Annotated in this window: 20 protein-coding genes; 5 read left to right on the top strand and 15 right to left on the bottom strand. The window is 39.2% G+C overall.

From position 1 onward, the window contains the following. Positions 1–17: 17 nt before the first annotated feature. A complete protein-coding gene (gene ubiA / locus CIK86_RS01930; RefSeq protein ID WP_086994012.1) occupies positions 18–896 on the bottom strand; it encodes a 4-hydroxybenzoate octaprenyltransferase in 879 nt (292 codons plus the stop codon). Further along, positions 893–1,438: a chorismate lyase gene (locus CIK86_RS01925; RefSeq protein WP_086994015.1), complete on the bottom strand. Its 546-nt coding sequence runs from the start codon at positions 1,436–1,438 to the stop codon at positions 893–895. The genes ubiA and CIK86_RS01925 overlap by 4 nt, the downstream gene beginning before the upstream one ends. 155 nt (positions 1,439–1,593) lie before the next feature. Here CIK86_RS01925 and CIK86_RS01920 point away from each other — a divergent pair, with 155 nt between their 5' ends. Continuing rightward, entirely contained in the window at positions 1,594–1,992 is a 399-nt protein-coding gene (locus tag CIK86_RS01920) for a flagellar basal body-associated protein FliL (RefSeq protein WP_086994018.1), read from the top strand. On the opposite strand, the gene glpG is transcribed toward CIK86_RS01920, so the two are convergent. The 6 genes from glpG to CIK86_RS01890 all read right to left on the bottom strand — a co-directional run bounded on the left by glpG (position 1,989) and on the right by CIK86_RS01890 (position 7,278). After that, positions 1,989–2,813, bottom strand: coding sequence for a rhomboid family intramembrane serine protease GlpG (glpG, locus tag CIK86_RS01915; RefSeq protein WP_086994021.1), 825 nt, complete (start codon positions 2,811–2,813; stop codon positions 1,989–1,991). The two genes, CIK86_RS01920 and glpG, sit on opposite strands and share 4 nt — an antisense overlap. Then, on the bottom strand, positions 2,810–3,127 hold the full coding sequence (gene glpE, locus CIK86_RS01910; RefSeq protein WP_086994025.1) for a thiosulfate sulfurtransferase GlpE: 318 nt from the start codon (positions 3,125–3,127) through the stop codon (positions 2,810–2,812). The genes glpG and glpE overlap by 4 nt, the downstream gene beginning before the upstream one ends. Before the next feature lie 89 nt (positions 3,128–3,216). Then, positions 3,217–4,242 carry an L-threonine 3-dehydrogenase gene (gene tdh, locus CIK86_RS01905; RefSeq protein WP_011328972.1) on the bottom strand — a complete coding sequence of 342 codons (1,026 nt, stop codon included), beginning with the start codon at positions 4,240–4,242 and terminating at the stop codon, positions 3,217–3,219. A gap of 50 nt (positions 4,243–4,292) precedes the next feature. Next, entirely contained in the window at positions 4,293–5,486 is a 1,194-nt protein-coding gene (locus tag CIK86_RS01900) for a glycine C-acetyltransferase (protein WP_011328973.1), read from the bottom strand. Between the two features lie 176 nt (positions 5,487–5,662). Further along, positions 5,663–6,220 carry a D-glycero-beta-D-manno-heptose 1,7-bisphosphate 7-phosphatase gene (gmhB, locus tag CIK86_RS01895; protein WP_011328974.1) on the bottom strand — a complete coding sequence of 186 codons (558 nt, stop codon included), beginning with the start codon at positions 6,218–6,220 and terminating at the stop codon, positions 5,663–5,665. Beyond that, a complete protein-coding gene (locus tag CIK86_RS01890) occupies positions 6,220–7,278 on the bottom strand; it encodes a glycosyltransferase family 9 protein (RefSeq protein ID WP_011328975.1) in 1,059 nt (352 codons plus the stop codon). Before CIK86_RS01890 ends, gmhB begins: the two co-directional genes overlap by 1 nt. A gap of 123 nt (positions 7,279–7,401) precedes the next feature. Between CIK86_RS01890 and CIK86_RS01885 the strand changes: the two genes are divergently transcribed. Next, positions 7,402–8,121 carry a 3-deoxy-D-manno-octulosonic acid kinase gene (locus tag CIK86_RS01885; RefSeq protein ID WP_086994028.1) on the top strand — a complete coding sequence of 240 codons (720 nt, stop codon included), beginning with the start codon at positions 7,402–7,404 and terminating at the stop codon, positions 8,119–8,121. Between the two features lie 13 nt (positions 8,122–8,134). On the opposite strand, the gene CIK86_RS01880 is transcribed toward CIK86_RS01885, so the two are convergent. Both CIK86_RS01880 and CIK86_RS01875 read right to left on the bottom strand, forming a co-directional pair. Continuing rightward, positions 8,135–9,220 carry a glycosyltransferase gene (locus CIK86_RS01880; RefSeq protein WP_086994031.1) on the bottom strand — a complete coding sequence of 362 codons (1,086 nt, stop codon included), beginning with the start codon at positions 9,218–9,220 and terminating at the stop codon, positions 8,135–8,137. After that, positions 9,220–10,290, bottom strand: coding sequence for a glycosyltransferase (locus tag CIK86_RS01875; protein WP_086994035.1), 1,071 nt, complete (start codon positions 10,288–10,290; stop codon positions 9,220–9,222). Before CIK86_RS01875 ends, CIK86_RS01880 begins: the two co-directional genes overlap by 1 nt. Positions 10,291–10,503: 213 nt before the next feature. On the opposite strand from CIK86_RS01875, the gene CIK86_RS01870 reads away from it, so the two are divergent. Next, positions 10,504–12,009, top strand: coding sequence for a capsule assembly Wzi family protein (locus CIK86_RS01870; protein WP_086994064.1), 1,506 nt, complete (start codon positions 10,504–10,506; stop codon positions 12,007–12,009). Positions 12,010–12,114: 105 nt separating this feature from the next. Here the strand turns inward: CIK86_RS01870 and hldE are convergent, their stop codons facing one another. Next, on the bottom strand, positions 12,115–13,554 hold the full coding sequence (gene hldE / locus CIK86_RS01865) for a bifunctional D-glycero-beta-D-manno-heptose-7-phosphate kinase/D-glycero-beta-D-manno-heptose 1-phosphate adenylyltransferase HldE (RefSeq protein WP_086994038.1): 1,440 nt from the start codon (positions 13,552–13,554) through the stop codon (positions 12,115–12,117). Then, positions 13,554–14,144: an SIS domain-containing protein gene (locus CIK86_RS01860; protein ID WP_011328981.1), complete on the bottom strand. Its 591-nt coding sequence runs from the start codon at positions 14,142–14,144 to the stop codon at positions 13,554–13,556. The genes hldE and CIK86_RS01860 overlap by 1 nt, the downstream gene beginning before the upstream one ends. Before the next feature lie 238 nt (positions 14,145–14,382). Between CIK86_RS01860 and waaA the strand changes: the two genes are divergently transcribed. Further along, entirely contained in the window at positions 14,383–15,666 is a 1,284-nt protein-coding gene (gene waaA / locus CIK86_RS01855; RefSeq protein WP_086994041.1) for a lipid IV(A) 3-deoxy-D-manno-octulosonic acid transferase, read from the top strand. Then, on the top strand, positions 15,663–16,211 hold the full coding sequence (locus CIK86_RS01850) for a DUF1415 domain-containing protein (RefSeq protein ID WP_058373986.1): 549 nt from the start codon (positions 15,663–15,665) through the stop codon (positions 16,209–16,211). The genes waaA and CIK86_RS01850 overlap by 4 nt, the downstream gene beginning before the upstream one ends. Positions 16,212–16,261: 50 nt before the next feature. Here CIK86_RS01850 and CIK86_RS01845 read toward each other — a convergent pair whose 3' ends face one another. From CIK86_RS01845 to CIK86_RS01835, 3 genes are read right to left on the bottom strand one after another with little or no spacing between them, the layout of a single operon-like run. After that, complete coding sequence (locus CIK86_RS01845) at positions 16,262–16,591, bottom strand: YdbL family protein (RefSeq protein WP_011328984.1); 330 nt, start codon at positions 16,589–16,591, stop codon at positions 16,262–16,264. Between the two features lie 11 nt (positions 16,592–16,602). Then, on the bottom strand, positions 16,603–16,800 hold the full coding sequence (locus tag CIK86_RS01840; RefSeq protein WP_011328985.1) for a YnbE family lipoprotein: 198 nt from the start codon (positions 16,798–16,800) through the stop codon (positions 16,603–16,605). A 2-nt stretch (positions 16,801–16,802) separates the two neighbouring features. Beyond that, complete coding sequence (locus CIK86_RS01835; protein WP_086994045.1) at positions 16,803–19,271, bottom strand: YdbH domain-containing protein; 2,469 nt, start codon at positions 19,269–19,271, stop codon at positions 16,803–16,805. Positions 19,272–19,421: the final 150 nt, after the last annotated feature.

Raw genomic sequence — 19,421 nt, 5'->3', positions numbered from 1 at the left:
AATACTCTACCCTGTTATTAAAATGCGACAGGGTAGGAAAACAATAAGCCGATAAAAAAGGCTAATCCTACATAATGATTGTTTAAAAACGCCTTAAAACAATCGGTGCGTGCGCGTTGTTGAATTAGCACTTGTTGGTAAACTAACAATACAATAGCAACACTAAGACCAAGCCAATAACTCAGCCCAATATTATTAAGTGCTCCTATAGCGAGCATTAACGCTATAAAGGCTAAATTAAGTAACCCTATAATGTGACGATCGTATTTACCAAATAAAATAGCGGTAGATTTAACCCCTATTTTTAAGTCATCATCTCTGTCGACCATGGCATACATAGTGTCGTAGGCTACCGTCCAGCAAATATTAGCAATAAATAACAGCCAAGCCTGTATAGGAAGTGCATTAATTGACGCCATAAAAGCCATAGGAATAGCCCAACCAAATGCTGCGCCTAACACCACTTGCGGTAATTGTGTATAACGCTTCATAAACGGGTAACAAAACGCTAAAGCAAGTGCACCAAAAGAGAGTAATATTGTATTTACACTAAGCATTAACACCAGTAAAAATGCGACTGTTATTAATAATATAAACAAACTAATCGCTTCACCACTACTAACCTGTCCTGAAACTAATGGCCGCTGCATTGTACGTTTAACCGAACCATCTATTTTTCTGTCGGCAAAATCATTAATAACGCATCCGGCGCTGCGCATTATCACAACACCCAGCGTAAATACTATAAAGTTAGTTAAACTTGGCATTCCTGCATTTGCTAACCACAGCGCCCAATATGTTGGCCAAAGTAATAGTAAAGTACCTATTGGTTTATCTATACGCATGAGCGCAATATAATAAGGAATATGGCTTGGGGTTAAACGCGCTAATTTCATGAGTACAAATACGCTCCTGGTAAAAACACTTCACACACTAAAAATTTATAGTCTTTAAGCAAAAATAGACTGCGACGGCCAAGTAAACTTTGCGATGGTAACTTTAATTGTGCAACAAGCTGTTGTAATGAATGCTGGGTATTAAAGCGCGCAATTTCTATATCTGTGCGGGTTAATTGTGGATCTTGAAAAATCACATCGCCTAATGGTCGCTCCCCCATATTATGTAATTTATTATTTGCGGCGTTAACACTTGCTGGCAACCAGCTTTGCGCATATACAACCGGTTTATTGTCGCAAAGTAAAAGTACCTCACGGTTAAGCGCAGTAGTTTGCGTACAGCCTAATAATTGTTGTTGCTCTGCACTAAGCTCAAACTCTTGCTCACTAAGTACTTTTACACTAAAACACTGTGAGCGACTTTTTAATTTGGCTGTTAATGAATGCGGTTCAAATAACCACTCTTGCTCTGCACTCGATAAATCACTAAACAGTGAGGCACATTGCCAATCGGCAGATAATGAAACAGGGAAAGTAATCACAATTGCTCTACTTAATAAAAATCAGTTGAATAATAACATTGCCAAAGCATTTGAAAAAGTACGATTTACTGCCACTAATAGTTGCTCTGCGCTGTATATTAGGCACTATAAGGTATAGACTATTTACAACACGTTTATAAAAAACAGCATTTAACATGAAAAAAACAGTATTCGCCGGCCTTTTTGTACTTATCGCAAGTTTAGTAAGCTTAACCGCACGAGCAGACTCGACTGTGGGTTACTTTGGTTTTGAGCCAGACATTATTACCAACTACATTGGCACATCGAGTAGAAAAATGGGCTATGTGCGTGTTACTGTTGATTTAATGCTTAATAATGCATCAGACATTGCAACCGTAGAGCACCATACGCCATTGCTGCGCGACGCCTTAGTTGAAATTTTATCTAAAGAACCAGAAGGTAAAATAAAATCGCTCAGTGGCCGTGAAGAAATAAGAATAAAAAGTGCAGCAAAACTTAAAAGCTTATTAAAAGAAGAAACGGGACAAGAGATCATCCGTGAAGTCTTGTTCACCAAGTATTTATATCACTAATTGTGGCTTTTAGTTTTTAACATAGACGTGGTAACGGCATAAGCCATACCGCTAATTAACCCGCCTAAATGCGCCCAATTAGCCATTCCTATAAACAACACATCCGCAAATCCAAGCACCAACCAAATTAGCATAAAACCAATAATTGCAGTGCTTACTAATGCAGGTTGTTTAGGGTTTAAGGCGCTGTAAATCCAGCAAAAGCCAAGTAGCGCATACACCACACCACTTAATCCGCCAAAGTTAGGGCCAACCATTAAATATTGTGCCCAATTGCTGATTAAGGCACTTACCACAAATAGCCCGATTAAGCTTAGCTTGCCACATTGTTTTTCGATGTTATCGCCAAGCGACACCCACCAAACTAAGTTAAATACAATATGCATGGCGCTAAAGTGCACTATAGCAGGGGTAATCCACGTTAATGGCTCGGCAGGATTAAACTGCAACGTGGTATATATTGTTTCAAATCCACCCAATAAAAATGCAATATAAATAACAATACTTAAAATGCTAACCGTTTGATTAAGCCAGCTAAGCGCTTTAAATCGCGCCACTAAATTCAGCGATTGCCCTTGATACTTAAGCGGTGATTGCGTGCTTCCAACTTCCCAAGATGCTTGCTGGTAGCGGGCATGATTAGGATTTTGCGTAAACTCAGCCCAAAGCGGTTGCACTTGATGAAAGTGCTCAGGTAATACGCTAATAATTACTGTGCTACCATCTGTTGAGCGTAACTCGCCTTGCAAGTCTTGGCTTTTTAAATAGTCTATAAAGCCTTGTGCAGCACGCGGATTATTTAAACTGCCAAGCTCTATCATCGTTCAACTTTCTCGCTGTAGGCCGCTTCCCATGCTGTAAAACCGCCATCCATACTGTACACATCTTCAAAACCTTGCTCCACTAAGTAGCTTGCTGCGCCTTGCGAGCTCATACCGTGATAACAAACAATAATTATTGGCTGCTCAAACTCTTTTTCCATCATAAAGTGTGCAATGTTAGCGTTCGAAAGCGCTTCAGAACCTGGAATATGCCCCGCTTGATATGAATTTGGATCGCGGATGTCTGCAATTACTACGTCTTCTTTATCTAATAATTCAAGAGTTTGTGCTATTGATATATGTTTAAATGCCATTGAAATCTCTTTTAAAAATAATTAAATCAATAAAAAAGGCGACTCAAGCCGCCCTTTTAATACCATTTATAAAACCGTATTAAACTAAATTAATCCCAGTTTAGTATCACTTTGCCTGATTGTCCTGAAATCATCATATCAAAACCAGCTTGAAAGTCGTCTATTGAATATTGATGAGTGATAATTGGGTTTAAGTCTAAACCTGATTGAATAAGACTTGCCATTTTATACCAGGTTTCGAACATTTCACGGCCATAAATACCTTTGATCACTAAGCCTTTAAAAATAACTTGGTTCCAGTCTACCGCCATATCTGATGGTGGAATACCTAGCATGGCAACTTTACCGCCATGGTTCATATTATTTAGCATAGAATTAAAAGCACTTGGTACACCCGACATTTCAAGGCCAATATCGAAGCCTTCAGTCATACCTAGCTCTTTTATTACATCTTCAAGCTTTTCGTTGGCTACGTTAACAGCGCGTGTTGCACCCATTTTGCGTGCTAGCTCTAAGCGGTATTCGTTTACATCGCTAATAACTACGTGACGTGCACCTACGTGCTTTGCCACTGCTGCTGCCATAATACCAATGGGGCCTGCACCAGTAATTAATACATCTTCGCCGACTAAATCAAACGACAGCGCGGTATGTACGGCATTACCAAAAGGGTCAAAAATTGATGCTAATTCGTCTGAAATATTATCAGGAATTTTAAACGCATTAAACGCTGGTATAACTAAGTATTCAGCAAATGCACCTTCGCGATTTACGCCTACACCTGTGGTGTTACGACATAAATGTACGCGCCCTGCACGACAGTTACGACAATGGCCACACGTAATATGGCCTTCGCCAGATACTCGGTCGCCAACCTTAAAACCACGTACTTCTTGGCCCATATCGACCACTTCGCCAACATACTCATGGCCAACAACCATAGGTGTAGGAATAGTTTTTTGCGCCCACTCGTCCCACTTATAAATATGAACGTCGGTGCCACAAATTGCAGTTTTACGAATTTTAATTAGCAGGTCGTTATGGCCAACTTCTGGTTTTGGCGCATCTGTCATCCAAATACCCGGTTCTGCTTTTAATTTAGATAATGCTTTCATAATTCACACTCAACTAAAAAACCGCGGCTATAGCGCGGTTTACAATAAAATTAAATAACGCCCATTTCTTTACCAATACGGGTAAAGGCAGCAATGGCGGTATCAAGTTGTTCAATGCTATGTGCAGCTGAGATTTGGGTACGAATACGTGCCTGACCTTTAGGTACAACAGGGAATGAAAAACCGGTTACATAAATACCTTCAACTAATAACTTATCAGCCATTAATGATGCAACTTTAGCATCGCCTAGCATAACTGGAATAATGGCATGATCTTTACCACCACAGGTAAAACCAGCGGCTTCCATTTGCTCGCGGAAGTATTTAGCGTTTGACCAAAGCTTAGCGCGAAGCTCGCCACCACTTTCTAGCATTTCAAGCACTTTAATCGATGCAGTCACAATTGCCGGAGCTAATGAATTTGAAAATAAGTAAGGACGCGAACGTTGACGCAACCACTCAACAATTTCTTTTTTACCTGATGTATAACCACCTGATGCACCGCCCAATGCTTTACCTAAGGTACCGGTAATAATATCTACGCGATCAAGCACGTTACAATACTCTGGTGTGCCTTTACCATTTTCGCCAACAAAGCCCACAGCATGCGAGTCGTCAACCATTACTAATGCATCGTATTTATCAGCTAAATCACACACTGTGGCTAAATCACAAATAACGCCATCCATAGAGAACACGCCATCTGTAGCAATTAGCTTAGTTTTAGCACCTGCTTCGGTCGCGGCAATAAGCTGCTTTTCGAGGTCAGCCATATCGTTATTAGCATAACGAAAACGCTTAGCTTTACATAAACGTACGCCATCGATAATTGAAGCATGATTAAGTGAATCCGAAATAATCGCGTCTTCTGCGCCTAAAATAGTCTCAAACAGACCTGTATTAGCATCAAAGCACGATGAGTATAAAATAGTATCTTCAGTTTCTAAAAACTCACTGATTTTTTTCTCTAACGTTTTGTGAATATCTTGCGTACCACAAATAAAGCGTACTGAGGCCACACCAAAACCATGTGCGTCTAAGCCATCTTGCGCTGCTTTTATTAGCTCAGGGCTATTTGCTAAGCCTAGGTAATTATTAGCACAAAAGTTAATTACTTTGCCTGATGCAACTTCAATTTGAGCTTGCTGCTGCGATAAAATAATACGCTCGCTTTTATACAAACCTTCAGTTTTTACGTCTTCAATTTGCTGTTGTAGCTGGCTAAAAAAAGCAGATGCTCTCATCTTTAGTCTCCATTTGATTTAACAGGTTAAACAGCAAAACAAAGCTACTGTTTATTATGTGGGGTATTGTAAAAGTTTAACGAATAAAATGCACTGTTTGCAGTTCATCGCAAATTATAAATTTGGCAGCAATTCCTGCCAGTTTACAGTGCCTGAATTGGGGGGCGTATTTAAATTTATAAAAGTGCTGGTAAATCATTAATTGAATTGAAAATAAAATCTGCAGTTTGTTTGGCGCTGTCATCAAACTGCTGGCCAGAGTGCACCAATACGCGCGTGGCAATGCCAGCTTGTTCTGCAGCTTGCATATCACTTTTTTTATCGCCTACCATAATACTTTGCTGCGGATCGATATTATGCTCACTAATACCTTGTAGTAGCATACCAGGGGCTGGTTTTCTGCAAGCGCACTGTTTTAAATACTCAGGCAATGCATTTTTAGGATGATGAGGGCAAAAATAAACGTCGCTTATCAATATCTGATGTGCGCTAAACTGTGCTTTCATCCAGCTGGTCAGTGCTATAAAGTCAGCCTCGGTGTAATAACCACGGCCAATACCTGACTGATTAGTTACAATAATAATTTTATAACCGGCATCATAAAATGCCTTGCACGTGCTAAATACTCCTTCGATAAATTCAAACCGCTCACTTTGATACACATAGCCATGATCAACGTTTACTACGCCATCTCTATCTAAAAATAGCGCTTTATTTTTTTGTGATTGATTCATTATAACGACTCTTTTTGCACAACATGATCAAACATCGCTTTTACCGCATCAATGGTAATTTGGCTCATTAAATCGTCACCTTTAATACGTGTGCCCCAAGGCAGCTGCTGCGCTGTTTTACCCGTTTGTTTAAGCAAGTTTTGATGATATACCTCAACCACATAGTTTTGGTATAAATACGGCCCTGTACGCGCTGGGTTTGAATGGGCATATAGCCCAATAACAGGAGTGCCTACCGTTACTGCCATATGGGCAGGGCCAGTATCTGGGGCTAGTACTACACTGGCGCGTTTTAACACGCACAACAATTCTTTAAGCTTAGTTTTACCAACTAGGTTTAAAATGCTGTGTTGGCTGTGTTTAATAATATTATTGGCAAGGTTTATTTCCAGCTCGGTAGGGCCGCCGGTCAAGGCCACTTTAAATCCCTGCTGATGGGCATAATCAGCAAGCGCGGCATAACGTTCGGGAAGCCAATTACGCTGTGCTTTACTTGCTGCTGGAGAGATAACAAACAGCTTATTAGATAAGTATTCTGCAGTGAGTAATTCATCGGCTGTGTTTTGATCTTGCTGTGTATAAGGCATTTCCCAACTTGGCTGATAATCATTTACGCCAATGGCTTTAGCAAAGCCTTTAAACCCTTCTAACACGTGCGCATGTGGCTGCGCTGCAATGCGTTTATTTATAAATAGGCTATGCAGCTCTTTTGAGCGCGCCCAATCAAAGCCTATTTTAACTTTTGCAGGAATACAACGTGCAACAAATCCGGCCCTTAATGCCACCTGCATATTAAGCAGTACATCAAAGTTTTGCCCTTTAAAAGTTTGCTTTAAATTTTTCAGTGCTACGCGGCCTTGTTTTTTATCAAACACCACCAGCTCAACACCGGGTAAGTTAGCCAATAACATAGCTTCTACTTTGCCAATAACCCAAGTGATTTTTGCATTAGGATGCGCTTTTTGAATCGCTTGTACTGCACTCACAGCATGGCATACATCGCCAATAGCAGAGAGTCGTAAAATACAAATAGAGGAGTAGTTAGGCACTGAAGTCACGCGTTTCCTTGGGCATTAAATAGTAAAACCCGATCTTAAATTATAATCGCGCTATTGCAAGTACTTATCCTCGGCTTTAAAACGCGCTAACATAGGCGCATATTTAAGTAATACCCGTGAGCTATGTTCAAACAACACGTCCAAGGTAAGCATACTCTGCTGAGCCACCCTAGTTATGAAAATCAGGTTAATTTAAACTGGTTTAATGCCGACTACTGGCAGCAACAAAATAAAATAGTGGGTGCTAAAAAAGGCCGCGCAATGGCGTGGTTTTTTAAAAATAATGAACTAACCGCTGTGCTGAGGCATTATTGGCGCGGTGGCTTGGTCGGTAAATTACTCAGTGACCAATACTTGTATTTAGGCTTTGAGCAAACGCGAGTATATAAAGAGTTTGCTTTAATGGCGCAGTTAATTGAGCTTGGCTTAAATGTACCAACTCCCATTGCTGCAAAAGTGACTCGAAGCGGGTTAATTTACCGCGGTGATATTATTACCGAGGCGGTAACAGGTGCCAAAAGTGTACTGGATATACTCGTTGAGCGTGCTTTAACTGAATCTGAATTAACAAGTATAGCAACAACCATTGCGCTATTTCACCGTAAAGGCGTATACCACGCAGATTTAAACATTAATAATATTTTATTTAATAACACTGGCCAGATATATATTATTGACTTTGATCGCGGCGAAATTAAAACGCCCGCCTTACAATGGCAACAAAGTAATATGGAGCGCCTAAAGCGCTCATTTTTAAAAGAACAAGGCCGTAACCCTGTATTTAACTGGCAAGCCAGCGATTGGCAAGCCTTGTATGCTTGTTACACAAAGCTTAAACGTTAATTTACTTTAGCTGCTAGTTAGCTAAAGCTAAGTACTTGGCAGCCACTTGCTCTGCGTTTACTTGTTGTAAAATAGCTGCATTTGTAACGTTTGGCTTATCTGCCAGCACTTGTTCAATTACACGTGCTAACTGCTCACTTTGCTGTATTGGCACTAAATACTTACTTAGCGCACCTGTTAGTATTTCGCTGGGGCCAAAAGTACAGTTAGTGCTCACCACTGGTGTACCGACTGCAAGTGCTTCTATTAATACCGTTGGCAAGCCTTCAAAATCTGAGCTTAATACTAGCGCTTTGGCATGTTTTATCCAATTATACGGATTTTGCTCAAACCCTGGCACAATCAGTTGCTCTGCAATTCCATATTGCTGTGCAAGTTTTAATGCCTTTGTCGGTTTGTTACATAACAGTACTAGTTTGTACTTTTTATCTAACTTAGCAAACGCTGCGAATAAAATATCGTGACGTTTTTGCTTGGCTAATCGCCCAACATGAATAAGGTAAGGCACATTAGGAATGTTAGTGTTTAGCTCACTGGCTTGCTGGTTGATTTTCTTTAAATCGAATGGGTTATAAATTGTAGTGATCGCACTTGGAGTAATTAAGTTACCTTGGGTAATTTCATTTTCAACCCCTTTGGATACACAAATGAGTGATTTACCATTTAAATTTTGTTTACTTTTTTTAAGGTATAAATAAGAAAGAGGCCCTAATTTTTTTTGCCTTGCTAGCTCAGCATTTACTGAGTTATGCATAACAAAATGGACATTTTTTACATTACTACGCGCAAGCAGGTTATTACTACGATCTAAATTTGACAGTACTAAGTCAATGTACCCGACTTCACTTCTCTTTTTTTCAAACCACGACTCTAGTTTAGCGACACTTGCTTTGCGCTGCCAAAAGCGGTCAACCTTCGACGCTCTATCCGTAAATAAGCTCTCAACTTGTAAGTTACTTGGAATATCGTATTCAACGCTATTAGCGAGTGATAAAATAGTAACATTGTGTTTAAGTGCCACTATTTGCTCTGCTAAAGTAAGCATTACTTTTTCAGCACCACCGCCAACCAGTGAATCAATTACTATCACTATATTCATTATTTACTTCCAAATAATAATGCTTTTACACCTTCAGTAACTACATCAAAACTATTCTTGATTTCTAAATACTTATATTCTTGGGTTATTTTTGTATATAAGGGTTCATTAATTACTTGCTCTACTCTAGCTACAATAGCATCTACTTCTAGTTCCGACCTAACAACCACTTGAGTTTTCACACAGCTCTCTAAGCGTGCAAGTTGATCCTTTGAGATTGCACAAGCAACAACAGGAGTACGTACAGCTATAGCTTGTAATAAGGTATCTCCTGCACTGAGCACAGCCATTTTAGCTTCACTTAGTAACGCCAAAAAGTCCTCATTACCTTGACTTGACAAGCACAAAAGCTGATCCGTTTTTGGTAGTTTTTTATTGTAATTAGAACCAAAAACAACGACCCCTTTCAACCCCGTGCGTTGGCTTATTTTTAGAGCAGCTTGAAAATAAACATCAGCGCAGTTAGAACCTTCAATCACATGCCCACCGGAGCCAGCACTTACAATAAAATACCCTTGTGACTCTAATTTAAAATTATTTAACACCTGTTTTTTTTGTTCTATGGTGGCAAATACTATAAATGGACCAACATTAGCAGGAGATGCAAGGGGAAACAGTGCTAACTTTGCTTTTTCTAACCAGCTTAATGGCTCAATACAATAATTAGGTTGTACAACCCAATGGAAGTCAATAAGGCCTGCGCGATTTAACTTTAATCCTTTTGCACGTTTTTTGGCATGTTGAGAGATAAATACCACTTTAGCCCCAGCATTTTTTGCAGCCTTCATATGCGCAGCACGACCAGCACAATCAAAAATAACCACATCCGGCTTTATTTTCTCTATAACTTGCACTACTTTTTCACGTTCTTTGGTTGCAGAGTGATTTAACAAAGTCGTCTCAAATGGACATGCCTCAGCGTAAGATGAATGCTTATTTAATACAAAATGAACATCAACTTTATCTGCCAGTTCAGCTTTTAGAGTCTGGGCTAATAATAATGAGCGCATATACTCACCAATTCCTGCAGGTGATGATACTGGTATAAATAAAAGTCGTTTACTGCTCATTACATTCTCAATTCCTAATATGAACTTAATTATATCAACCCCACTCTTTTTAGGATAGAGGAAAGGTTACACATTTATTTATTAAATCTCCTATTCAATATTGATTAGTTACTGCAATACCATGCTTTCATTGCTAAACTTAAGGTAATTAAAATCACAAGGATCTGAACTTTGCGAAACAAAATTTTTATATTGTCTTCACTTTTTTGCGCAATGAGCGCGTCGGTTAACGCAGAGCCATGGGTAAAACCAGATGATTATGGGTTAAGAGCTGATATTCAACTTTTAGCCGATGCTGGCGTTATTTTAGCCCCGGTAACCACTTACCCTCTAATGTGGAAGAGCTTTATAAGTGAAGTAGATAACACTCCACTAGGCCAGTTATCACCAAATTTGCAAGATGCTTTATTACGTGTAAAGCATCGTTATAAGTCAGAAAACACGGGCTCTCACAGTGTACAGCTGTCTGCTTTTGCAAGTTCAGATACTATTGTTGCCACCAGTTTTGGCGCAACTAATACCCAAGAGTCAGAAGCATCTGCTGCTTACGCCTATTTAGGCGACAGCTTTGCCGCTAAAGTAGCGGTTAATTATCGCAATGATGGCAAAAAATGTTTTGTAGCGGGGAAAACTGCAGACGACATAGTGCTCGATGAGCAAGCACTTACTGACTGTAATGACACTTCCTTTGATGGCAGTTATATAACTTACCGTTTAGGTAACTGGATTTTTAGAGCCGGTGCCATAGAGCAGTTTTGGGGCCCGGGGGTTGATAATAGTTTAATTATGTCGGGCAACGCTAAACCATTGCCTGCAATGAGCGTGACTCGTGAGCAAAGCACTGCCTTTGAAACCCCTTGGCTAAGCTGGTTAGGCCAATGGGGATTTACCGCACAAATGGCTCAGTTAGAATCTACTCGTGTAATTCCTGATGCTTTACTGTGGAGTACTCGCGTTAATTTCAGACCATTACAGCAATTAGAAATTGCACTGAGCTGGTCAGCGCAATGGGCTGGTGATGGCCAACCTAGTTCAGCGAGTGACTTTATTGATATAGTGACAGGTGAAGCAGCTTGTATAGATGGCACTACTACTTGTGATGATGAATTAAAATCTAAGATTGGTAATCAACTTGCGGGTATAGATATTCGCTGGTCTGACACTTTATTTAGCCAACCGTACGCAATTTATGCAAGTACTATTGGTGAAGATGCCAGCTCAAAGTTTAAACCTGTCGACAGAGCCTATTTATTTGGTGTACAAACTACTCATCGTATTTATGATCAAAACGTATTAGTAAATGTAGAGTACATAGATACGGGCGTAACATGCTCTGCTGAATCAAGCAGTGAAAACTGCTATTACGAGCATTCAGATTACAAATCGGGTTACCGCTACCATGGCCGTACCATAGGTTCAACGTTTGATAATGATGCGCAATCACTAGTACTAACCGTGCTAGGCCAGCTTTCAAATGGAAATGATTGGCAAGTTAAATTACGCGATGTTGATTACAACAATGATAACCGCGATCGCTACCCTAATAACCCTGATTTAGGCAATACCATTACTAAAACAGCTTATAACAGTAAACAGCTTGAAATACGTTACAGGCAACTTGCTATGGGTGGGCGCTTAACGCTAGGCGCTTTTGCATCAAATAACGATGCAGCAGAAAACGACACATCTGCATTTGCTAAATATGAATATAACTTTTAAATTCGGGATTTTTGGCTATCCTAAACTAGGATATAATAAGTGCAAATAAAAAGGGATGAAAACACTGTTTTCATCCCTTTTTTAATTCATTAATAACCGTCTTAATTACTGCTTAATCTTACTAATCACTTTTGAAGTTGAGCAACCATCTAAAAACTCAAGCACCTCAACTTTTCCGCCGTGAAGCAGTACATGCTCAGCACCGGCTATTTGTTCAACCGTGTAGTCGCCACCTTTAACTAAAATATCTGGGCTAATTTGCTCAATTAATTTAGCCGGTGTGTCATTTTCATCCGCACTACCAAATGGAATAACCCAATCAACAGAGGAAAGTGCACTTAATACCATAGCTCTTTCATCTAGCGGATTAATTGGCCTATCGGCGCCTTTTAATCGTGATATAGACGCATCGTTATTTAGCCCCACCACTAATCTATCGCCACGCGCTTTTGCTTGTGCTAAATAGCGTACGTGCCCAGCATGCAAAATATCAAAGCAGCCATTGGTAAATACAATTGTTTCGCCATTTTGTTTTGCAAACTCTATATGCTGCAGCACATCATCAAACGGAGTTTGATAATGCTCACCAGTGGCATGTAAATATTGACCCAGCTTACGACTAAGTTCTTCTGGCGACACTGTGGCCGCACCTAATTTACTCACCGCAATGCCCGCTGCTAAGTTAGCAATTTCCACCGCATTTTTAGGTGTCATTCCCGCCCCTAGCATCACGGCTAGAGTTGCTATAACTGTATCGCCTGCGCCGGTTACATCACTGACTTCAAGCTCTTGCGCGGCAAAATCATATTTTTCAGTCGCACTAATTAACGACATTCCTTGCTCTGAACGCGTTAGCAACATTGCTTTTATGCCTGCGTCACTTATGAGCTTACGCGCACTTTTTGCCAAGCCCTCTTCTGAGTCTGTTTGCCCACCCGCTAATTTAAACTCATTTAAATTTGGTGTAATGTAGTCTGCACCTCTATATAAATGTAAATCAGACGACTTAGGATCAACGAGTACCGTTTTCCCTGCTTTTTTAGCTAGGCTTATCATGTTTTCAATCAGGCTCAATGAACCTTTATTGTAATCAGAAAATACTATAAAATCGTACTCATCAAGTACTAGCTCTAAACGGTTTAATAACAGCTGGCTGTGTTGCTCTGTAAACGTCTCTTCTAGATCTAACCGTACAACTTGCTGATGACGGCTAATCACTCGCATTTTAGAAATTGTCGGTAAGTCGCATACACTTACTAACTGTGAATTTATTTTTTCACCTTCTAAAATGCCTTCTAGTATCTGTCCACCTTCATCTTCGCCTATTAAGCCAAGTAGGCCTACTTTACCATCTAATCGGGCTATATTTTTAGCCACGTTTGCTGCGCCACCGGCTTTGTCTTCTAATTTACTTACTTTAACTACCGGCACCGGAGCTTCTGGGGAAATACGCCCTGAATCACCATACCAATAACGGTCAAGCATTACATCGCCAACCACCAAAATACGCGCAGCAGATAAGTTTTTTAATAGCGATAAATCCATTACTGCTGCTCCGCAACTACCATATCAATAGCTTCACATAACCAATGGCCAATAAACATGTGTGCTTCTTGAATTCGCGCTGTTTCATCGTTTTTAATAATAATAGGTAATTTGGCAATATTTTTAACTTCACCGCCATCACGCCCCGTTAATGCTACGGTAAAGGCCCCTATTTTATTCGCTGCTGCTAACGCTAGATTAATATTGGCGCTTGTACCTGATGTGGTTAACCCTATAACTAAATCTTCTGGTTTACATAAGGCTTGTACTTGGCGTTCAAACACAGTGTCAAAATGATAGTCGTTACTGTGCGCAGTTAAAATTGACGTATCGGTTGTAAGTGCCATAGATGCAAGTGGACCACGCTCTAATTTATAACGCACTACAAATTCTGCCGCTAAATGCTGTGCATCGGCCGCACTACCACCGTTACCAAGCCAAACAACCTTACCGCCTGCTTGTAATGCACTATGGCACACTTCTAACAATTGCATAGACTCTTGATGATAAGCCTCCATCGTTTCAAATAATGCTAAATGACGATTTAAACTCTCAAGGTAACTCGTTGCTACTGAATCGATAATTGACATGGTAAATTCCTCTAGGAATTGAAATGGCAGGAAAAATTAATTTCATTATTCCATAAATCTATACCCAAATCACCTCAATATACATATTACTGAAACAGGTATTTTGAGCTAACTTGAATAGCGTTATTATTATTTTATCGGGTAGCAGCTGAACACAAACCATATTTTATCTTTTCTGTGTTTAGAATTGATCATTTTCACGTTAAACTAAGACGACTTACCCTTATAAAAGCTTAGTATGGCACGCATTTTTTATTCACTCGCATTAATGATTATTAGCCCACTAATCGTATTTTATTTATATGTATTACGCGGTAAAAAAAACCCAGGTTATAGAGCGCACTTTAAACAGCGCTTTGGTTTTGTGGACAAGTCTTTATTTGCCAATAACAATAAGCCGCTGCTAGTGCATTGTGCATCTGTAGGTGAGGTACTCGCCGCTACCCCCCTGATCAAAGCAGTACAAAAAGCGCACCCTAAATTAAATATACTTATAACGTGCAACACCCCTACTGGTCGTGAGCAAATCATTACGCAGTTTAAAAACACGGTAGCCTGCTGCTACTTACCTATGGACTTTCCATTTGCAACCGCCCGATTTTTAAAACGAGTAAAGCCACAAGCCCTGTGTATTTTAGAAACTGAACTGTGGCCCAACCTTATGGCAAGTAGTCGCAATAGAAATATTCCGGTACTTGTTTTAAACGCTCGCTTGTCTGAAAAATCGCAACAGGGTTATCAAAAAGTAGCTAAGCTAACGCATATTATTATGCGCTCTATCACTGTATTAGCCAGTCATAATAAAACTGACGCCAAACGCTTTATAGAGCTTGGCCTTGAGCCACATAAAAGTAAAGTTACAGGTTCAATAAAATTTGATATTACACCTACCCAAGAGCAACTAACTAAGGTAACTGCACTCAAACAGCTTTATAATTTAGAGCAGCGCTTTATATGGGTTGCAGGCTCCACTCACCCTATCGAGCATGAGCAGGTAATTAGCGCTCATAAAAATCTATTAGAAAAACAACCCAATGCGTTACTCATAATAGCGCCGCGCCATCCTGAACAGTTCAATAAGGTTGCAGATTTACTAACGCAAAGTACACTGAGTTTTAGTCGTCGCAGCAATAATAATTATAATAACGAAAACGTCTTGTTAGCAGATACGCTTGGCGAGCTGCAATACTTATATGGCGCTGCTAATGTGAGTTTTATTGGCGGTAGTTTAATTCGTCGCGGTGGCCATAATCCTCTTGAATCAGCTGCATTTTCAGTGGGCGTTATCAGCGGGGCGCATACCTATAACTTTGATCATATTTACCCTGAGCTTATAAAGCTCAAAGGCGCTATTGTGGTTGATAATGCTGATGAGCTAACACAACAACTTATAGCATTAAATCAAAACAGCAAAGCATGCCAAACTTTAGGTAAAAAAGCAGCGCAATGCGTGGCCAATAACCAAGGTGCTATACAAAAAACACTTAACATTATTAATCAATATTTAGAGCCAAAACCGTGACCAACATAGCCATAAGCCAAACCCGCGAATGGGTTTCAAATGTTATTGTAAAATATAACTTTTGTCCCTTTGCCCGCAAAGAAGTAGAAAATAACTGTATTCATTATTTTGTAAGCCCTGCAAGCAGCATAGACGATGCAGTAATGGACATGCTTGAGCAATGTATTGAGCTTGACCGAGAGGCTGCACGCGAAACCACACTTATTATGTTTGATAACGGCTTTAGCGACTTTGAAGACTTTTTAGACTTGGTTGACTTAGCCAACGCGCTGTTAGTAGCCCAAGGTTTTGAAGGTAAGTATCAAATTGCTAATTTTCATCCCGATTATGTATTTGCCGATAGCGATGCAAGCGATGCGGCAAACTATACTAATCGCTCCCCTTTTCCTACTTTGCATTTAATTCGCGAAGCAAGTATGAGTGCAGCACTTGAGAGTTATAACGAACCCGAATCTATACCTGAGCATAATATAAATTTAGCAAGGCGCAAGGGTATCGATTTTTGGCAACAGTTACTCGAAGGGTGTAAAAAACCGAGCGCTTAAAGCGCTCGGTTATATATAACAGTAAATAGCATATAACAGTAAATAACTCGTTATTTTTTAACCCAATTACCATTTACTTCAACAAAATGACCTCTTTGGGTTTTTTCGATTGTTTTTGCCGCCGCTAACGCCTCTACTTGCGACAGTGACAAGTTATTTTTTTGCGCTAATTTTAAATACTGTGCTTTACGCTTAGCATTAATGGTATCAACGACCACTTTAGCCTCTGCATTTTGTACCACTAAGCCCAAATAGCCTGAGCTATCTTCGCCTACTAAGCCTTGGCTTTTAGCATCATCTAAACTAATAGCCCATGCCGAAAAAGACATACATACAGCACTAACTAATGTAATTATGCTTAATTTGTTGTTAACTTTCATATCCTAGCTCCTTAAAATAACTCACTGTCGTCACTAAATAAATTATCGAGTTCTTTATCTACTTTTACACGAATTTCGTGATCAACCTTCACATTTAAATTAATTGTAATAGGCTCTTTAGCTGCTACCTCTACTCGGTGCGTACACGCACCAAGGGCACTTATTGCTGCAAATACAATAAGTACTTTTATGCTTAACGACTGTTTCATCATTAGTTTCCTTTTTGTGAGTATTGTTGCTCAACTTTTTGTGTAATTTCATCACTTAAGCGCAATGCGCGTAATAAAGTAAATATATTTTCTTCATGATTATAATTAAAGTTAACTTGCTGCTCTGCTTGCTTATTATAACCTTGCAAATTTACGCCAAGCTTTAGCCAACCATCACTTTTAAGTGCCACACTGCTATTAAGCTTTTGTATATCAAGATTTTTAAGTAATCCCAATACAGGCTGTAACTCTTTTTGCTGCTGCATAACTGAATCAAATGCTGCGTTATTAGTAATCATTAACTTACCCGCTCCTTGATTACTTAAACTGCCATTTACTACCTCAATACCTGTGTTATTAAAGTGCACTGGCAAAGTGCCGGCAAAACGCCCTGAAAGCGTAATCCCCGACTGTTCATCAAGTGTAATAAGTTTACTGGCATCAATGTTTTTAAATTTAACATTAGCAACTTGCTGCAGGTCATTAAGTGAGTATTTATCAAGGCTAAACTCACCATCAAATAACGCTCCTGCAATGTCAAACATACGCGCATTATTGTTTTTAACCTGCCAGTTCCCTTTAATGTTTTTAATAACAACACCAGCCCTTAGTTCATTTAAGTTAAAGGTAGTGGGTTTTACATTAAGCTGCCCTGAATTATATTCGCCAACAAATTGGCTACTTAAATCGCTAGCAAGGTAATCGTTATAAAGCGCACTTACGTTGTTTAACTCCATTGCAAACGAGGCATGTTGTAAATTTACATCCCCGCTGATTCGGCCATTAAACGTTCCCTGTGTAAGCTGCGCTAATGGCTCAAATTGATGAATAAAGGTATTTAATAACACTATACTTTGTGTAGGTACTACTATTTCAAATGGATGTTCCACTGCCGATATATGATGGTTTACCGCTAATTCAATATCGTTTACAAATACGTGATGTGATGCTTTTAGAGCGCGACTTTGCAATCCTGTAGAAGCAACTTTTATATTATTGAGTTTTATAACAGGGCTATTAAATTTATTTATTACTGTATTAGCACTAAGGTCTGCAAATAATTCACCATGACTTAAATTTGCTTTAGCAGTTATGGTATTGCTTATATCTGTTAATTTAAATTCGTTATATTTTAACGTTTTAAATAGGGTTTTTAGTGTTATTTGTGCGTTTAAAGCATCATCTAGCTGTGCCGTTAAGCGACCTTCGTATTGCTCTACACTCAGTTGTGCAAAATCAACCTTTGCGGCTGTTAATCTACTTGTAGCATTACCACTTGGTTTTCCATCGACTATATTTATTAAATTAAATTGCCCTGAGGCGTTAACTTTATTAGCGCTAATTTTATTACTACTAGTACTGGCAATAAAATCGGGAAGTGAATTAAGCGCAACAGTATAATTACCTTTAAGTGTGTTATTTTTAAACTCTGCATTAAGCTCAATGTTTTTAATATCTGGCGTACTTATACTAACCGCTAACATGCTTTTAAAATCCGCCCAAAGGTTGGTAAAATTAAGCTCTGACTCCATTAGAGTTATTTCAAATTGATTATCTCCTTCGCTAATTATATTTAGCATTGGCAAAGTAAGGTGGTTATTAGTAATACTAATCACTTTAGGAAGTTTAATCTGCCAATTTAAAGGGGTTTGCTCAGCTATAAAATCAGCATAATCACTCGGCGGAATGAGTGAGCTACACGTAGGCGTTAAATTTAATTTATTGTTTAACAAACTCGAATCTAGCTCAACTAATTTACTATTTAAATTAAAACCAATAATTAACCTACCATTAGCCAATGCTTCAAGCCGGCACTGCTCCATAGCATATTCAAACTGTGCGTTTACATCGCCATTTAACTGCAGTTCAATACCATCAAAGCTAAATACTTGCTGAGTACTAAAGCTAATACCTGCAACGGCTGTATTTTCGGTATTTATAAGCTGCTTTAACAGAGAGTCATCAACAGAAAACTGCCCTGTTAGTTTATTATTAGCTAAAATTGCTTTAGCGTTTATATCGCCTGTTATATTAAATTGATTTAAAATCGGCTCTGCTAAATTTATTTTTAGTGGCTTGTTAAAGTCATTACTCTTTATTACCAGCTGTTTTATAGCAATTAATGGACGTTCTTCTGGCAGCGCGAGAGCAAGTTTTTTTGCCGCTTGACTACTTTGATTGCTTTTGGGAAGTGGGTTTATACTTAATACTGCATGCTCAACAATCACTTGCTTTGTATTTACAGTAATGTCGATTAGCTCTAATTGTTGATTTTGATAAGTTAAGCATACTTTGTCGGCATGAACATTTAATTGAGCTGTAACCGAAAAATCTAAGCAACTGAGTGTAATACCCGCTTTTTCTAATTGCGGTGTTACAGCCCACTGGACTAATGGCAAACGAAATATATAACCAAGCAAAATTATGCTTAGTAATAAACTGCTAATAATTAAACTCACACGCTTAAACATATTATCCTTAATATTAGTGCTAGGTTCTAGGTTCTAGGTTCTAGGTTCTAGGTTCTAGGTTCTAGGTTCTAGGTTCTAGGTTCTAGGTTCTAGGTTCTAGGTTCTAGGTTCTAGGTAATCATAAACAAAAAAGGCTGCACAAGGCAGCCT

The sequence above is a fragment of the Pseudoalteromonas sp. JB197 genome (assembly GCF_002332205.1).
GTDB lineage: Bacteria > Pseudomonadota > Gammaproteobacteria > Enterobacterales > Alteromonadaceae > Pseudoalteromonas > Pseudoalteromonas nigrifaciens.
The sequence above is the reverse complement of the archived record's forward strand: the minus strand, read 5'-3'. Positions and strand labels throughout refer to the sequence as shown.